Origin of the sequence: Nevskia ramosa DSM 11499, from assembly GCF_000420645.1 — a bacterium.
Lineage (GTDB): Bacteria > Pseudomonadota > Gammaproteobacteria > Nevskiales > Nevskiaceae > Nevskia > Nevskia ramosa.
This window is the reverse complement of sequence record NZ_ATVI01000010.1, coordinates 83,756-100,714: the sequence shown is the minus strand read 5'-3', so window position 1 is coordinate 100,714 and position 16,959 is coordinate 83,756. Positions and strand designations below refer to the sequence as shown.

Below are 16,959 nucleotides of genomic sequence, written 5' to 3'. Positions count from 1 at the left end.
GGCTACTTGGTCAGCGGCTTCATCTGGGCATCGAAGTCGGCCAGCTTCGGGAAACTCAGCGGCGTCAGCGTGTCGAGCCTGGCCAGATGGGCGCGGAAGTTTTCCAGGATCGCGGCGCGCTCTTCCTGCTTCAGATACGGCACGTGGAAGCCGACGAAGCTGGGCAGCACGGTCATGCCGGTATAGGCCAGCGTGCCCTGCAGTACCGGCTTGAGGATGTCTTCGATGTCGCCGTGGATGCCGCCTTCGCTGAGCATGTAATCGCGGCCGCCGGTGGTCAGCGCCAGCAGCGCGCGCTTGCCCTTCAGCCCGCCCTGATCGTAGATGCGCCGGCCGCCGTAGGTCTTGCCGGACACCAGCACGCGATCGATCCAGCCCTTGAGAATCGCCGGCACCGAGAACCAGTACAGCGGGAAGCTGAAGATCACCAGATCGGCGGCGAGCAGCTTGGCCAGCTCGGTGGCGATATCCGGCGCCAGGGTGCCGGCGTCGCCGTTGCCGCGCTGTTCGAGCGCGTAGTTCAGGTAGTCGGCATTGCCGCGGGTGCCGAAGTCCGCCGCACTCGCCACCGGGTTGAAGCCCATCGCGTAGAGATCGGAAACGACGACGCTATGGCCAGCCGCCGTGAAATCGGCGACCGCGGCGTTCTTCATTGCCGAGGTGAACGAGGCCGGCTCGGGATGGGCGTGGACGATCAGGATGTTCATGCGTGCTTGGCGTTCGAGGAGGGGGCGGGTTCAGCGCTTTCGGTCTTGATCGGATGCTCGGCGATCCATTCGGCGATGCAGTTGGCGACCTTGTCCGGGTGGCTCAGCAGCAGCCAGTGGCCGGCATCGATCGCGCGGCGGCGCAGCACCTTCACCCAGCGCGACAGGCCTTCGTACAGCTCGGGGCCGACGAAGCGATCGCGGGTCGGAATGATCAGCTGCACCGGCAGGGTGGCAAAGCGCGGCAGCGGCCTGAACAGGCGCGGCAGCATGTTGGCGCGGTAGAGATTGACGCCGTTGCGGCCATCCTTGACTTGGGTCGGGCTGGCTTCGACGGTCGCCCCTTCCATCTGCTTCATGAGCTTCGGCCAGTAACGGCCGAGCGCCAGCCGCCAGGCGGTCGGCGCCAGCACCGGCAGCTGGAAGGCGACGATGTACCAGGAGCGCGCCAGCTGCTTGAGCAACTGCTCGCCGCGCCAGCCCGGCTTGGCATGCTCGCGCAGCCAGTAGCCAACGTGATCGAGGCTGGGGCCACTGATGCTGGTGTAGGTCGCGATGCGCGCATTCAGCGGCGCGGTGGTCACACCTTCCCAGCACTGGATCGAACCCCAGTCGTGAGCAGCCAGATGCACCTGGCCGCCGGGTGCCACGGCATCGATCACAGCTTCGAGATCGCCCATCAGCTCGGCGATGCGGTAATCGCGGATGCGGCTCGGCACGCTCGACTCGCCGGCGCCACGCACGTCATAGCTGACCACATGGAAGCGCTCTGCCAGGCGTTCCGCAATCGCCGTCCAGACCTGGGCGGAATCCGGGTAGCCATGCACCAGTACGAGGGTCTGGCGACCGGGTGCCGCGCCGCGCTCGTAGACGGCGAGGTCGATGGCACCACGGCTGACGGTACGGGTTGGTTTCATCAGGGATCGAGACTGGGTCGGGGTCGCCATCATCGCCGCACGGCGTCGATTTATGAAGTCATCACGCAGCGCTCGCTATCATCGGTCTCCCCACCTGCGCGCGAACCTGTCATGGCTGCCGATGCTTCCTCGTCTTCCGGTCCTGCGCTGAACGTCTTCGGCGAATTGCTGGCCTGCTGCTGCACCAATCCGATGACCGGCTTCTATCGCGACGGCAACTGCCGCACCGGCCCGCAGGACGTCGGCCGCCATCTGGTCTGCGCCCAGGTCACCACCGAATTCCTGACGTTCTCGCGCTCGCGCGGCAACGATCTCAGCACGCCGCGCCCGGAATACGACTTCCCGGGCCTGAAGGACGGTGACCGCTGGTGCCTGTGCGCGCTGCGCTGGCTCGAAGCCTTCGAGGCCGGCATGGCGCCACCGGTGCTGCTCGCCGCCACCCATCTGAAGGCGCTGCAGTTCGTGCCGCGCGCAGCGCTCGATCAGCACGCGCTCGATCGTCGCTGAACAACTCCCTTTCCCCTGACCCAGACCATGAAAATCAACCGCATCTTCTGCATCGGCAAGAACTACGCGGAGCACGTCGAGGAGCTCGCTCACCTTGGCCACAAGCCAGATGGCGAATGCGTGGTGTTCATGAAGCCGCCGTCGGCCGTGGTCGCGCTCGGTGATCCGATCCCGTTGCCCAAAGGCCGTGGCGACACCCATCACGAAGTCGAGCTGGTGGTGATGCTGACCGGCGGTGGCCGCGACATCGCCGTCGAAGACGCACTCGATTCGATTGCCGGCATCACGCTGGGTCTGGATCTGACCCTGCGCGATCTGCAGACCACCTTGAAGAACAAGGGCAAGCCCTGGGAGCTGTCCAAGTCCTACGACGGCTCCGCGCCGCTCGGCGATTTCAAGCCGTTTCTCGAGCAGGATCTGCAGGCGATGGAATTCACGCTGCACGTCAACGGCGAGCTGCGCCAGCACGGCAAGACGGCCGAGATGCTTTATCCGGTCGCGCAGCAGATCGCGATCCTCAGCCAGAGCTGGTCGCTGGAGCCGGGTGACGTGATCTACACCGGCACCCCCAAGGGCGTGGCCGCGTTGAAGCCCGGCGATCACTGCGTGCTGGCCAGCCCGAGCATCGGTTGCTTCGAGTGGGATTGCGAGTGAGCCCAGCGGCACTGCTGGATGCGGTGCACGCAGCGCTTTGCGAGACGGATCCCACCGCGAAGTGCGCCTTGGTTGCCGCGCTGCCGGTAGCCGTGCCGAAAGCGGTGGGTGATGAGCCAGCCGCCGATGCCGCCGATCCACGTGTTCCGGGCCGCCCGGCCAGGCCCGAGCTGATCCGCCCGCGCGACGTGCCGACCCGCGGTCTCGGCACCGTCGCCGGCCGCGCTGCGCTGATCCACGCCGTCGCCCATATCGAGTTCAACGCGATCAACCTCGCGCTCGATGCCGCCTGGCGCTTTCGTGGCCTGCCGGACGACTACTACGTGGACTGGCTCTCCGTGGCCCGCGACGAGGCCCGGCACTACACGATGCTGCGCGCACGGCTGATTTCGCTCGGCTACGACTACGGCGACATGCCCGCCCACAACGGCCTCTGGGAAGCGGCCGAGAAAACCGCGCAGGACGTGCTCGAACGGATGTGCTGCGTGCCGCGCGTACTCGAAGCACGCGGTCTCGATGTGACGCCGGGGATCATCCGCCGGCTCAGCGAAATCGGCGATCCGGAAACCGTCGCGATCCTCGACGTGATCCTCGCCGAAGAAGTCGGCCATGTCGCGATCGGTACGCGCTGGTATCGCTGGCTGTGCGCACAGCGCGGCGTCGATCCCTTGACCACGTCGCAGCGCCTGCTCGCCGAGCAGGGCATGAACATCCGCCTGCCGATCAACGAAGCCGCGCGGCGTGCGGCGGGCTTCGATGACGAGGAGATGAGTCTGCTGTTGCAGACGGCGCGCTGAGTCTGAAAGCCCTCTCCCTTGCGGGAGAGGGGAGACCTGCGTCAGTTCTGCCCGGTCAACCGGAACGACACCGCCGCCGAGCTGTTCGAGCCGGTGAAGATCATCTGCTGGAAGCTGCGGCCGGCGCCGCTGCGGGTGACCACGGTCATCAGGCCGGTGAACACCACGGCGTTGACGTCGCCGACGCAGCTGCGCGAGAAATTCAGGCGGTAGAGGTTGTAGCGCGGGTCGATGACCAGGGCTTCGGCGTTGATGTAACGGCAGCCGTTGGCGTCCAGACCACTGAAGCCGCCGCCGTTGACGAAGGTGAAGCTGACGATGCTGTCGCCGAAGGCATCCGGCGTGGCCCAGGTGCCGACCAGGTTGGCGAGGTCGGCCGGCGTGGCGCTCTGAACGTCGTAGACGAAGTTCATCGAGCCGGCTTCGCCATCGTTGCGCACGTAGGTGCCGGTGAAACTGTCCTGCGCCATGAAGGTGCCGATGAAATCACCGGTCGTTGGCGGCGTCAGCGGCTGGCCATCGGCACCGCGCAGGTTCGGCAGATGGAAGCGCAGCTGCGCATTGATGCCGCTGCCCACCGTCTGATAAAGCCCCGAAGCGAGAAATTCGCCCTGGTCGCCGATCACCGTCATCCGGCCGCCTGGCGCGATCAAGGCAGTGCCTGCCACTTCGGCCGGCGTCGACTGGAACGTGGTGCGGCCGACGAACACGCCGACCGGCAGCTCGTCCATCGGCGAGCTCAGATCGGGCACCTGGATGTCATCGACCTGCGAGGTGCAGCCGGCAACGATGGCAAGCGCTGCGAGCAGCGGGAACAGCAGTACGGCTGGTTTCATCGGAAGGCTCTCGAATCGGATTTCAGCGCGACGGCCACAGCGGCGGCGGCTCGGGCGGGAACGGCTGGCTGGGATCGTCGATCGGCTCGGCCGGCTTGCGCTCGGCCTTGGCGCGGGCCTCGATCCACTTGCCGAGGTTTGTGTTGTTGGCGGTGATCACCGTGTTGTCGGGATCGAGCTGATGCGCCCGGGCCAGTAGTTCGGCGGCGGCATAAGGGTTGTTTTCCTTGAGCCGGATCACCGCGAGGTTGTTCATCGACACCGGATCGAAGGGATTGCCGCCGAGCCGGTCTTCGAGCGTCTTCAGCAGCTGCTCGGCATCGTTCGGGCTGGCGCCGATCAGCGGCGCAGGCGCGTCGGCAGCGTGTGCGAAAACCGGCAAGGCGCAGCCGGCGGCGAGCAGCAGATGATGGAGTCTGTTCATGGCGTCAGTACTGGTAGAACGGCAGGATCGGCGCCGGATCGGTGGCTTCCGGTGGCTGCGGCGAGAAGTACCAGCGCAGATAGCCGTGCGCCTGCAGTTCGCGGAAGTTGCGGGCGTTGTCGATCGAGAACAGGCCGCCGACGGTCAGCCGCGGCGCGATCCGATATTCGCTGAGCGCCTTCGCCGTGTAGCCGAGGCCGGTGCTGCGCTGGGCGGCGTAGCCGGTGGCCTGGGTCGACTGCGGATCCAGCGCCACGACTCTTTCCAGCTCGGCCTGCAGCGCGTCGAAGCCGGGGTAGTAAGGCGCGCCGTCCTCGCGGAAGCTCTGCACGCCGAACGCGGCGCTCAGGTTCCAGCTCAGCGGTCCGGCGACACCGGCCCATTGCACCGGCACCGTCACTGCCGTGAACAGCTGCGGGCTGAAGTAGCCGCCGTGGCCGAAGGTGTAGAAGCGGCGGTTGTCATCGAAGCTGAACACGGTCAGGTTCAGGCCGTAGGTCAGACCGTGATTGGCGGCCAGCGCGGTGCGGCCAAAGACCCCGGCACCGCCGAGCAGCGAAGCATTGGTTTCGACATTGCGGCCGTCGTAGCTGTAGTAGCCGCCGTAGCCGTAGAGGCCGAAGCGGCCGGTATCGTAGGCCACGTCGACTCGGCCGCCGGTGCGCGCCACGCCGCCGAAGCTGCGACCGAGCAGCGGGTCCTTGGCGCCGGAATAGGCGAGCAGACTTTCGCTGACCGCGCGCCGCGACACGTCGACGCCGAGGCGCAGATCGTCCGGGCTGTAGCGCCATGACAGGCCGCCGACCAGGCGCTCGACCTCGAAGCCGATCGGCGTCACGCCGATGTCGGCGCGGAAATCGCCAAGCTTGTAGCCAAGCCCGAAAGCGACACCGCCGGCATCCCGGGTGCCGGTCTCGGTGCCGCCGACCAAGGCACCGGCGCCGATCCGCAACAAACGCGTGCCGCTGGCGGTGCCGCTGTCGATGTAGACCGGGGTTGCGGTCAGCGAAGCCTGGCCGAAGCTGGTTTCCGGCAGATTCAGCGTCACCGGCGTTTCCAGATCGAACAGCTGCGACAGACCACCCTCGCCCTTGCGCGAACGGATCGCCGTTTCGCCACCGACCCAGCCGCTGGTCGATGACTCCAGCCGCGCGATCGGACCGGGGTCGATCGGATAGACCTCGGCGGCATCGGTACCCGGTTTGCCTTTCGGCGCTGCCGGTTCGCTGAGCTTCAGCCACAGCGGTTGGCCGACCTGTGCCGCCTGCCAAGGGCCGACGCCATCGCCGGTGAGGGCATTGCTCGGCCGCAGGCCGATGGCCGCGCCCTGCACGGCGGGGGCTGAGGGCGCGGCTGGCGCACCGGCGCGGCCTACCGCCGACTGCACGGCCGGTGCTGCGGCAACGCCCGTCGCCCGCGGTGCCAGCGGACCGGGGGCATCCGGCGACGTCTCGGCCAGCAGCTCGGCGACCGGCGCCGGCAAGCTCACGCCGGGCTGGCGTGGATCGATCCAGGCCAGTTGCGGTGCCGGCTGCTCGGCTGGCGATTCGCGTTCCAGTTCCTCCGCTCGGCGATAAGCCTTGAGCGCTGCACCCTTGCGGTTCTCCTGTTCGGCCAGCCGGCCCGAAGCACGCCACCAGCGCGGATTGGCGGCATCGAGCGACAGACCGCGATCGATCTCGCGAGTCGCCGCCACCTTGCGATCGCCGGCGAGAAGCGTGTCGACCAGACCAAGGCGGATGTCGATGTCGTCCGGCTCGCGCTGCGCCAGGCTCTGATAGATCGAAGCGGCGGCGTCGATGTCGCGGGCATCGGTCAGCAGCCGCGCCAGCGCCATCTGCACCTGCACGTTGGCCGGATAGCGGGCCACGGCGTCGCGCAACTGCAGGTAGGCCTCCGGATAACGGTGTTCGGTGCGGGCGCGATCGGCGAGCTTGACCCGGTAACCGATCACCAGCTGATCGAGCGCGGCCTGGCCGGCGGGATCGAGATCCTTGCGCGCGGCGAGATCGGCGGCGACCACTTCGAATTCGGCATCCTGGCCGGCGCTGAGCAGCAGCGCGGCGTACTGCGCACGCAGCGCCGGCGTTGCACCGCGACTGTCGCCCATTGCCCGGCGCATGTAAGCAACCGCACGCGCCGGGTCCTGCAGTTCCGCCCAGCCGCTGGCCAGGGCCGACAGCAGTTCGGGATCGCCACCGGCGGCGATGTCGGTATCGGTGAGGATGCGGTGGGCATCGCCCGGCCGGCTGCGACGCAGCGCGATGCGCGCGCGTTCCAGCTGGTACTGCACCCAGGCGCGACGCTGCAGGCCGACGGCGTCGGCGCTGCGCTCGGCGGCGGTGAAGCTTTCCAGGCGATTGAGCACGCCGGCCCAGTCCTGCTGTTCGGCGTCGAAATAGGCTTGCGCCAGGCGCACGTCGCGGTTGCGACCGTGGCTGGAAGCGAGGCCGTCGAGCAGGGTCGCGGCTTCGGCGCGACGGTTCTGCTTGCGGTAGACCTCGGACAGATCGAGACGGATCCAGGGATTGGCCGGCTGTTCGAGCAGCGCGTCGTTGAGCAGGCGCTCGCTGCCGGCGAGATCCCCAGCATCACGAGCCTGCTTGGCGCGGCGGCGCAACTGCTCGCCGCGCAGGGTGGCGACCTGCGGACGCAGTTTGGCGGGCGCCTTGCGCGACAGTTCCAGCGCTTCGGCATCGCGGCCGCTGCGGCTCAGCACGGTCAGCAACACCGCCAGCGCATCGGCGTTCTGGTCATCACGCTTCAGGGCGCTGCGGGCGATCGCTTCGGCCTCGCGATCCTTGCCGCGATTGAGCAGAACGTCAGCATGGGCGAGACGCACCGAATCCGGCACTTCCGACGGCGGTGCGGCGAGCGCCGACGCATAGGCGCTGTCGGCAGCGGCGTAATCGCCGGCCAGCCGCGCCTTTTCGGCGGTCTGCACTCGCGACCAGAAATTCGCCGACGTCAGCGCCTCGCGCCAGCGGCCAGCCGTTGCGGGCGAGGCGGCGCGAGCCTTGTCGAGATAGCTCTTCGATTCCTCGTAACGCTGCTGGCGCAGGCGGATCACGCCCATGCCGCCGAGCGCATCGGCATTGCCGGGGCTGGTCTTGAGGATGCTGGTGAAGCCGGCTTCGGCACCGGCGACGTCGCCGCTATCGGCCTGCTTGAACAGGCCGTTGATGCGCGCGCCGTAAGCCGCACCGGCATCGGCGCGCTGGGCGCTGGCCAGGCCATCGAGCTTGGCGCGGATTTCAGTGTCCTTGTCGTCGGTCGCCAGCCAGGCGCGGTAGCGGCCGGCATCGGCGGGCTGGCCTTCGAGCCAGATCAGCGCCTGGCGCTGCGACTTCCGGGCCTGCGGACCGACCATCGGGTGGGCGCTCAGCGCGGCGAGCTTGTCGATGCCTTCGCGGCGGGTCTTTTCTCGATAGGTCAGATGCTGCGCCAGCGCCAATGCCGCCGCGGAATCCTTGGGATTGTTGGCGGCATTGCTGCGCAGCCAGCGCTCTGCCGGTGCCCAGCCGGCCTCGGTGGCGCCGAGCGTCTGGTAGTACTCCATCGCGTTCGAGCCGCCGGTGGGTTCGCCACCGAAGGCTTCGCGATAGGCGCTGAGCGCAGTTGGATAGTCCTGGCTCGCAGCGGCGGCGCGGGCACGCGCCAGGGCAGCGGCATCGGGACTGCCCTGACCGGCGCGGCCCGGGCCGTTGCCGCCGGCGACCAGACCTTCCGCCTGCTTCAAGGCCGCCGAACCCGGTGCGACCGTCCGCAGACGATCGAGATAGCGCTTGGCGCCGGCACTGTCGTTCTCGCGCGTCGCCAAGCCGACCAGGCGGCTCAGCGCTTCGATATTGCCCGGATCGGCATCGACCACGCGCTGCCAGGCTTCGCGGGCGCGGCCGTACTGCTCGCGTCCTTCCCAGTAGCGACCCTGCTCAGCCAGCGCGTTGACCGCTGCCGCGTCGGGCTTGGCCTGGGCTTGCGCCTGCGCCGGCAGGCTGCCGACGGCTGCAGCGAGGACCATCGGGACGACGCAGATCAGTGATCGTGGCAACGATCGGGGCAGCGGGCGCAACGGCTTCATGGCAGCTCCAGGCGGCCATCTTGGCCAAAGCGGAATCGTTTCTGATCGTGACCTTCGCCGAACAGCGCGAGCACCTGATCGTAATAGCGGGCCGGCGAGCCGAGCAGATCGCCGATCCGGGCCCGGCCCAGACGCTCGCGGGCCTGGGCGGCGAGTTCGCCGGCACCGGCGGCAGCGAGGAACGGCAGCAAGGCGGCGTCGAAACCCGGCGGGCCGATGCCGGCCGGCGCGCGGCCATCGGGATACCAGGCTTCGGGGGTCCGGCCGATGCCGCGCAGCAACGCCAGATAGGGCGTGAGCGCAGTCAGCAGCGCCCGCGTTTCCGGCACGCTTTCGGCGCCGAAACCGGCCCACAGATAGTTGCGGATCGCGTCATAGCTGCCGCGGCCATCGCTGACCGTATCGAGCCGCGGCCCGTCAGCGGTGAGCAGGAACCAGTCCGGAATGCGGCCGCCGGGCGTCAGCGCCGGCAGCAGTTTCAGATAGCTGTTGAGCACCGCCTGCCAGGGACCTTTCGGCCGCACCGAGATCAGATACTTGATCAGGAACGGCGGCAGATAACTGGGATTGACGCGAATGCCGGCCTCGGTCTCGAAACCGACCGGGCCGGGCAGCAGCAAGGTCAAGGGACCGGCGCGGCGCACTTCCTGGGTTTCGATCAAACCGAGCAGCGCGTGGCCCTCGGCGCTGTAGTCGTCGCGCTTCCATAGCCGACCGGCCTGCAGCAGCGCGTAGGCGATCCACAGGTCGGCATCCGAGGCCGAATTGGGATCGACGACACCCCAGCTGGTCTCTCCGGTCTGGCCCCAATGCCAGGCCGGCAGACGGGTCTTGAGATCGCCGCTGGCGAGGTTGTCGCGCGTCCAGGCCAGCACCTGCTCGAAACGCCGCCGATCGCCGGCCACCAGCGCGAAGAACAGCGCATAGGACTGCCCTTCAGAGGTGCTGCGAGCGTTGTCGGTCCAATCGACGACTCGGCCGTCGTCGCGGATGTAGCCGACTGCGAACTGCTCCCAGGCCGGCCAGGCCTCTGCCGCAACGGCGCCGGCCACGGGCACGTTCAAGCACAAGCCGAGACCGACACCGGCCTTCAGCAGGTATCGACGCGAGACCATCGATCTCATTCGCCGCCAGCCTTCAGGCGTCGCGCCGCACGCCGGCTCAGGGACCCATAAAGCAGCAGGGTGGCCAGCACAGCGAAGACCAGCGCCAGCGGCGTCATCAGCCAGGGACGGGCCGCCAGCCAGTTGCGGAACTCGCGGTACCACGGCAAGTGGCCAACGCCCCATTGATCGCCGAGCTGGTAGCCGCTGACCTGGCCGCCACGCAGCAGCGAAACATCGCCGACCACGAACTGCCGGCGCGCCGGATCGATCAGGGTTTCGGCGACGCTGAGCAGGGTCACCTTCGAGCCGGCGGTCAGCCACACGGCGGACTGCGAACCGTAAGGCGAACCGGCACCGATGATCAGGCCCAGTTCGCCGCTGCTGCCGGTCAGCTCGCGTCCCGCATAGGCGCGAGCGCCTCCGATGTCGCGACCGGAAGCCCAGGCCTGCAGGCTGTCGACCGCGCCTACCGGCTTCAGGTTGACGCTGTCCGGGGTCAGCACCAGCGGCAAGGTGTTCAGCCAGCTTTCCGGCATGTTGAGCTGCAGCTGGCGGCCGATCATCAGCACATCGCGATCGCCATGGCTGGCACCATTGCCGATGGTGTCGACGAGGATGCGCAGCGCTGGCGTGCCGGTGACCTGACCGAAATGGCCGGCGACCATCAGCGCCGCCGACAAGGCATCTTCATCGACGGCATCGGGCAGCAGCATCACCGTTTCGCTGAAGTCCGACTGCAGCGAGAACGGCAGGCCGGCGTCGCGGAAGCGACCGAGATCCGGCCAGCGCGCATAGCGGCCGTGCCGGGCGAAACTGATCGTCGAATCAGGGTCCACCGAGCCGCCGAGGGCATCGGCCTGGAACGATTCGCAGGGCTTCGCGGCAATGCGCCGGAACTGGTACTGGAAGCTCAGCCGGTTGTTCGACACCACACGGCCAGCCGGGATGCTGATCCGGGCACGATCGGGTTCGATTCGAGCGTCGCCGGTCGAGGCACCGCCACCGCCGGCCTTGGCCAGGATCGTCGAAGCGACGAAGTCGCCGTTGAGCAAGGTGCTCAGCGTCGCGCCCGGCGCGGTGATCGGCGCGTAGCGATAACGGACATCGATTTCGGCACCGGCGGCGTCATAGAACCAGACGTCGGGCGGCAGCCGGAAGTCGTAGCTGATCGGCCCCGGCGTCAGGCCACGAACGCTGGTCGGGCCGCTGGCCAGCTTGCCGAGCGTTGCCGGGAATTCCGGATCGAGCCAGCGCGGCGCGGTGCCACGCGGCGGCACCGGCGGTAGCGCCAGTTCGAGGATCGGCGCGGCTGCGCCATCGAGCGAAGCCATGCCCAGGCTCAGCGCCTGAGCTGCGCGAACCAGGCCGGCATCGTCAGAGGATTCGAGCACCAGCAGCTTGGCGCCCGGATCGTCCGGATGGGCGACCACGCGCAACTGCACGCCATTCGGTACCGGCCCGAGCTGGGCTTCGAAATCCTTGCCGCTGCGCAGCACCACGGCATGCCCTCGCGGCAGCACATTGCCGTAGCTGACCGGGAATTCGGCGCCGCGATAATCGGCCAGTGCACCGAACCAGCTGGCGGTGATCGCGGCGGCGGTCATCGCATCGCTGCCCGGTCGCGCGGCGAAGGCGATCGGCAGCCGCAGACGGCGCGGATCGTTCGGCTCGAAAAACGGCCGCGGCAGGCGCGACAGGTTCGGCGGCTGCGGCAGCGCGGCCAGGGTCAGCTCCAGGGTCGACTGGTTGCTGATCAGGCTCCACAGGCTGGTATGCGTCGGGTCTTCGCACTCGCGCTCGGTGTCGACGTAGTGCATCACGCCATCGAAGCGGATCTGGTTGAACTCCAGGAACAGCGCCGGATTGATGTCGATCACCCGCTCGCCGCGCGCGGCAGTCGACGGATCGAGCAGGAAGGTATCGACGACCTCGTCGTTGACCAGCGCCGTGAGGCTCGAGAAGCGGCCGACCAGCGACGGCGAATGGGCGTACTTCAGGTGCAGCTTGGCAGCGGTGACCACCTGATCACGGCGCAGCGGCACGGCGACGCTGGCCTGGGCGAACACCGTCGACAGCCGCATCGGAAAGCCGACGCCGAGTTCGGCGAAGCTCAGAATTCGGGTGGTTTCGTGTACCGCGCGATCGGAGGCCGGCTTGGTCGACGCGACGACCGCAAACGGATCGACGATCGGCTTCTGCTCCGTGACCACGCCCGCCTGGCCGTTGGTCGCCACAGCAGTGCCCGGCAGCGATGGCGGTGGTGGCGCTGTCTGCGCCCAGGTCTCGCCATGACTACCGGCGAGCAGCACGGCCGCCAGCAGCAGCGCTGCAGAACGGGTGGGTGGCCGACTGCCGATGCCGATTCTCGAAAAGGTCTGCTGGCCGGCCCAGCGCCAGAACTTGGATGAACCAATCAGCGAGATACGGAAGATCATCGCCATCGCTTTCAGCGGCTTGTCGCGGACTTCACGATCGCGCCAGTCCATCCAGGCGTCGGCGCGGCCGAACAAGGATTGAGTCAGGCTCGATTCCTGAGCCACAGTCATCTTGCCGAACTCCAGGGTCAGCATTTCCTGATCGGCCTTGCGCACCGTTCCCGGCAGCCACAGACGGCGGCCCGGCGATTCCAGCGCCACCTCGATCGGATCGCCGATCGCGTAATCATTCATCTCGGGCGACGGCACCAGGGCCAGACCGCCGGTGGAGATGTCGACGGTCTTGGTCTGCACCACCTTTCGGCTGCCGGGCTTGCGTACCACGGCAGTCAACTCGTCCTCCACTCTCACCGTGCGGCGCAGTTGCCGGCGTTCGCTGGCGACGCTCAATGCGGCACCGAGAATGATCAGGTTGTAGGTCGCCCAGGCCATGTTCAGCCAGACCGTGTTGGTCAGTTCGATATCGGCGAAGAACAGGCGCACGCAGCCGATGACGATGCCGATGACGTTCAGCAGGTAGAGAAAGAAATACGGTTTGGCGATGTCGCCGTCGAAGTAGTCGCGATCGACGATGCCGCCCTTGGCGGTGACGTTGAACTTGCCGAGCTTGGGATTGATCAGCGCCAGCGTGGTCGGCAGGATGATGAAGGTGGCCAGCACGGTCTCGTAGACCTCCGCCCACCAGGAGTGGCGATGCTTGCCCTGCACCCGCGAATTGGTCAGCACGGCGAGCGCCAGATGCGGCAGCGCATAGACGACGATCATCAGTGCTTCGGCCTTGATGATCTGGGCACCGAACATCAGGAAAGCCAGCGGGCTGGTCAGGAAGATCAGTCGCGGAATGCCGTAGAAGAAATGCGCCATCGCGTTCGAGTAGCAGAGCCGTTGGCCGAAGCTCAGGCCCTTGGCGAGCAGCGGATTGTCGATCCGGAAGATCTGCGCCATGCCACGTGCCCAGCGAATGCGCTGACCGATATGGGCGGACAGCGATTCTGTGGCCAGGCCGGCCGCCTGCGGGATGTTGATGTAGGCCGAACTCCAGCCGCGCTGATGCATGCGCAGCGCGGTGTGGGCGTCCTCGGTGACCGTTTCCACGGCAATGCCGCCGATCTCCTCGATCGCCGTGCGTCGGATCACCGCGCAGGAGCCACAGAAGAAGGTCGCGTTCCACAGGTCGTTGCCGTCCTGCAGCAGGCCGTAGAACAGCTCGCCTTCGTTCGGCACCTTGCGGAAGGTACGCAGGTTGCGTTCGAAGGGATCGGGGGAGAAGAAGTGATGCGGCGTCTGCACCAGCGCCATGCGCGAATCGCTGAGCAAGGTGCCCAGGGTCAGCTGCAGGAAGGAGCGGGTGGGAATGTGATCGCAATCGAAGATGGCGATGAACTCGCCCTTGGTCTTGGTCAGCGCGTGATTGATGTTGCCGGCCTTGGCGTGGTTGTTGTCGGGGCGGGTCATGTGAATCGCGCCGACCTGCTTGGCGAAGGTCGCGAACTCCGGCCGCCGACCGTCATCGAGCAGGTAGATCTTGATCCGGTCCTGCGGCCAGTCGATTTCGAGTGCGGCGAGCACCGTCGGCTTCACCACCGACAGCGGCTCGTTGTAGGTCGGGATGTAGACATCGACCATCGGCCACTGATCGTGGTCGTCCGGCAGCGGAATCGGCCGGCGGTGCAGCGGCCACATGACCTGGAAATAACCGAGCACCAGGATCAGGTAGGCATAGGTTTCGGCCGCGAGCAGGCCGCTGGCGAGGAACAGATCGAAGCCGGTATGGCCTTCACCAATCGGCAGCGTCTCGGTGTAGCGCCAGTACAGGTAGCGGGTCGAGAACGCGACCGACAGGCCCATCATCACCAGCAGCACCGCGTGCGAGCGGCTGCGCAGCATCAGCGCCACCAGAACCGCCAGCGCACCGGAAATGAACTGCCAATGCAGCGTCATCGGGGTTGCGGCAAAACCCCAGAACGCGGCAAAAAGCACCGGCAGGCATAGCATCAGAATCGCGGTGCGGAACAATTTTCCAGCGGCGCCACTTTGTCTCGCTGACGTCACGCCTCACCCCGAGGCCGGATCAGGCTGACTGCCGAAGCACCCAGGCGATAGAGACGGTTCAACACCTCGGCCACCAGCAGTTCGCCGCTGGCCACCGGTTTCACTTCCGCGATTCGCGGCAATACCGGCAGATCAAGCCGCAATGCCGAGTTGCGCCGAGCCCGCGGCTCGGTCTGGCGAATCAAGCGACCAAAGGCTTCATCGACCGGCGCCGCGCCGCGCACCTGCTGCGCTGCCACCGACTGGCTCAGTTTCGGTGCCACAGCTGCCGGCGCAGGAGCTGCGGCTGTAACCGGCGGCTTGCGTGGAGCGACAGGCGTTTCGGCCGCTTCGATCGGAGCCGCGGCATCGTACGAAGAACCGTCCTCATGATCACCCGGTCGATCGAAACTCTTGAACCGGAAGGCTGCCATGTTCATCTGCTTCAGCAGACGCTGGACGTCGTCTTCAGGGGGGCTAGGCGGGGTATTCGGGACTGAGCTCACAATCGAAATCTCCTTGATGCAATACGGCGGTGCCACTTGCTGGGCTGGTGCGCGCTTAGACGTTTATTGGAAGCGGCTTTCGTGAGTCAGCCGATAACGCAATTCGCGCGCCGGCCGATCAGTGAGACGAATCTGGCGCAGCTGCAGGCGGTCATCGGCGCCGAGCTGGCGAATCCAGGTTGCGTAAAGCCCTTCGAACAGCGATGACGACCAGGCCAGCCCGGCTTCACCGAACCAGGCTTCCAGCGGAGCGTCGCCATGAATGAAGTCGACGGCATCGTCGTGATGTTCGATCTTCAGCCAGCCCCAGTCGTTGATCGCGAGCCACTCGCGGGCCGCCTGCTCAAGCTCGCCGAGACGCTCGATCTTGCCAACCGGATACACCTCGGCCAGCCGCACGCCGGCAGCATGGAACAGGGCCCGCAACTGCTCGTCACCAACATGGCCCAGCAGTTCGGTCGCCATCGCTTTCAGCACCGGCAGTACGGCGGTGACTCTTGGCCGGTTACGCTCGAAGAACTGTTCGGCTTCCTGAACACCTTGCATTTCCATTCAACTGGCTTCCTTTACGCGCACGACAATATCCAGGCGGCGTCGGAAACCGACGCACTGAAGAAATGGATTGGGATTTCCGAAGAGCACCGCACCGAGTGACGACTCGGTCACATGACGAGAATGCCAGCTAAGACGCTGCTTGTATTCAGACATCCGTCGTTCTCCGGACTGGCCGGAAGCGACCGGAATCCCCGTTGGCGGTCGCAGCCGACCACGGTTCCCCAAGGCTTGAAAGTGACTCAACAGAATTCATGGCGTTGCAGTAGCAATTGTCGACCTGGGATTCCGGACGAGCTCCGTCCTGAAAACCGGACAAGGAACTTTTCTGTATCAACGGTTTGCCGTTGTGAAAAAACGTGACTCTGCTCTCGAAAATTCGACTTTCTGCCCGACAACCGTACTCGGAAGCCTTTGAAAAATTTGACGTCAATCAGATTCCGCGAACTTCGCACCGGCCTCCCCCGGATCTGACGGCGGCAAGCAAATCGAGCGAGTTGGGGTTATTTTTACCACTCCCAATCACCCCTTTTTCAGCCTTTGAAAAGCCCTGACGCGCAACGCTCAATCTTCATCAAATCGAATCGGCCTTCAGGGCCAGCTGGGGTGAATCCCCGGAGCGCATACGGCCGTACGCTGCAAATAGATTCAAATACTTGCAACCACAATTGATTTGACCACCTGGAAAGTATCGTCGATGGTCCCAAGCAGACACGGCCGTTCATACCCGTTCAACATGCCGCCCAGCGGCGCTGGGCCCGATACGTTCTGAATCCCGCCCGGCTTTTTCGCCCCACCGCACTGACTGCCGATCCCAACGCACGCACCCTGCCATGCCCACGTGTCCCGATTCGACCTCGATATGAGCGGCCATTCCATGACCGACAGCATCGAAGGCGAGAGCCTGTCGTCGCTGTGGCAGCACCTGTACCCGGACCTGAAAGCGCTGGCCCGAAGCCGGCTGCGCCGTGCAGGCGAATTCACCCTTCTGGACACCACCGCGCTGGTCAACCAGTCGTATCTGAAGCTGATGGCCAACGGCCCGGAGCGGCTCGACGGCTCGGCGCGGCGCCAGTTCTTCTGCTACGCCTCGAGCGTGATGCGCTCGGTGATCGTCGACCTCGCCCGTGAGCGGCTGACCGAGCGGCGCGGCAGCGGCGAAGTGCTTCGGCTGGAAATGCTCGTCGAGGAGCCGGGCGCGCCAGTCGACGACGATCCGCTGATCGTCGACAACGCCCTCACCGCCCTGCGCGCCCGAGAACCCCGGCTGGCCCAGGTGGTCGAGATGCGCTTCTTCGGCGGCTTTTCCGAAACCGAGATCGCCGAAGCGCTCGGCCTCACCGAACGCACCGTGCGCCGTGACTGGGAAAAGGCCCGCACCCTGATGCGTCTGCTGCTGGCTTGAA

Annotated in this window: 14 protein-coding genes; 4 read left to right on the top strand and 10 right to left on the bottom strand. The window is 66.4% G+C overall.

Features of this window, described 5'->3' with window-relative positions; translation table 11 throughout:
• Positions 1–2: 2 nt before the first annotated feature.
• Positions 3–707, bottom strand: coding sequence for an NAD(P)H-dependent oxidoreductase (locus G513_RS0116975; protein WP_022978057.1), 705 nt, complete (start codon positions 705–707; stop codon positions 3–5).
• A complete protein-coding gene (locus G513_RS23740; protein ID WP_022978056.1) occupies positions 704–1,624 on the bottom strand; it encodes an alpha/beta fold hydrolase in 921 nt (306 codons plus the stop codon). The genes G513_RS0116975 and G513_RS23740 overlap by 4 nt, the downstream gene beginning before the upstream one ends.
• Before the next feature lie 111 nt (positions 1,625–1,735).
• On the opposite strand from G513_RS23740, the gene G513_RS0116965 reads away from it, so the two are divergent.
• Genes G513_RS0116965 through G513_RS0116955 form a run of 3 tightly spaced genes read left to right on the top strand, consistent with a single transcriptional unit; the run spans position 1,736 to position 3,582 of the window.
• Positions 1,736–2,131, top strand: coding sequence for a DUF2237 family protein (locus G513_RS0116965; RefSeq protein ID WP_022978055.1), 396 nt, complete (start codon positions 1,736–1,738; stop codon positions 2,129–2,131).
• A 27-nt stretch (positions 2,132–2,158) separates the two neighbouring features.
• Positions 2,159–2,785: a fumarylacetoacetate hydrolase family protein gene (locus tag G513_RS0116960; RefSeq protein ID WP_022978054.1), complete on the top strand. Its 627-nt coding sequence runs from the start codon at positions 2,159–2,161 to the stop codon at positions 2,783–2,785.
• Entirely contained in the window at positions 2,782–3,582 is an 801-nt protein-coding gene (locus tag G513_RS0116955) for a ferritin-like domain-containing protein (protein ID WP_022978053.1), read from the top strand. Before G513_RS0116960 ends, G513_RS0116955 begins: the two co-directional genes overlap by 4 nt.
• 41 nt (positions 3,583–3,623) lie before the next feature.
• On the opposite strand, the gene G513_RS0116950 is transcribed toward G513_RS0116955, so the two are convergent.
• The 8 genes from G513_RS0116950 to G513_RS25855 form a co-directional block, all read right to left on the bottom strand.
• Complete coding sequence (locus G513_RS0116950; RefSeq protein ID WP_022978052.1) at positions 3,624–4,418, bottom strand: hypothetical protein; 795 nt, start codon at positions 4,416–4,418, stop codon at positions 3,624–3,626.
• Positions 4,419–4,440: 22 nt separating this feature from the next.
• Positions 4,441–4,842, bottom strand: coding sequence for a tetratricopeptide repeat protein (locus tag G513_RS0116945; protein ID WP_022978051.1), 402 nt, complete (start codon positions 4,840–4,842; stop codon positions 4,441–4,443).
• Positions 4,843–4,846: 4 nt separating this feature from the next.
• Positions 4,847–8,863 carry a cellulose synthase subunit BcsC-related outer membrane protein gene (locus G513_RS0116940; RefSeq protein ID WP_022978050.1) on the bottom strand — a complete coding sequence of 1,339 codons (4,017 nt, stop codon included), beginning with the start codon at positions 8,861–8,863 and terminating at the stop codon, positions 4,847–4,849.
• 56 nt (positions 8,864–8,919) lie between these two features.
• Positions 8,920–10,038, bottom strand: a complete 1,119-nt coding sequence (gene bcsZ, locus G513_RS0116935; RefSeq protein WP_028475675.1) for a cellulose synthase complex periplasmic endoglucanase BcsZ — start codon at positions 10,036–10,038, stop codon at positions 8,920–8,922.
• 5 nt (positions 10,039–10,043) lie between these two features.
• Positions 10,044–14,459 carry a UDP-forming cellulose synthase catalytic subunit gene (gene bcsA, locus G513_RS0116930; protein ID WP_156891773.1) on the bottom strand — a complete coding sequence of 1,472 codons (4,416 nt, stop codon included), beginning with the start codon at positions 14,457–14,459 and terminating at the stop codon, positions 10,044–10,046.
• Positions 14,460–14,512: 53 nt separating this feature from the next.
• Positions 14,513–14,929, bottom strand: coding sequence for a hypothetical protein (locus G513_RS0116925; RefSeq protein WP_156891771.1), 417 nt, complete (start codon positions 14,927–14,929; stop codon positions 14,513–14,515).
• Positions 14,930–15,064: 135 nt separating this feature from the next.
• Positions 15,065–15,553, bottom strand: a complete 489-nt coding sequence (gene bcsD, locus G513_RS23735; RefSeq protein WP_156891769.1) for a cellulose biosynthesis protein BcsD — start codon at positions 15,551–15,553, stop codon at positions 15,065–15,067.
• Positions 15,554–15,709, bottom strand: coding sequence for a hypothetical protein (locus G513_RS25855; protein ID WP_156891767.1), 156 nt, complete (start codon positions 15,707–15,709; stop codon positions 15,554–15,556). It lies immediately after the preceding gene.
• A 721-nt stretch (positions 15,710–16,430) separates the two neighbouring features.
• Here G513_RS25855 and G513_RS0116910 point away from each other — a divergent pair.
• Positions 16,431–16,958, top strand: coding sequence for an ECF-type sigma factor (locus G513_RS0116910; RefSeq protein ID WP_028475674.1), 528 nt, complete (start codon positions 16,431–16,433; stop codon positions 16,956–16,958).
• The last annotated feature ends 1 nt before the right edge of the window (position 16,959 follow it).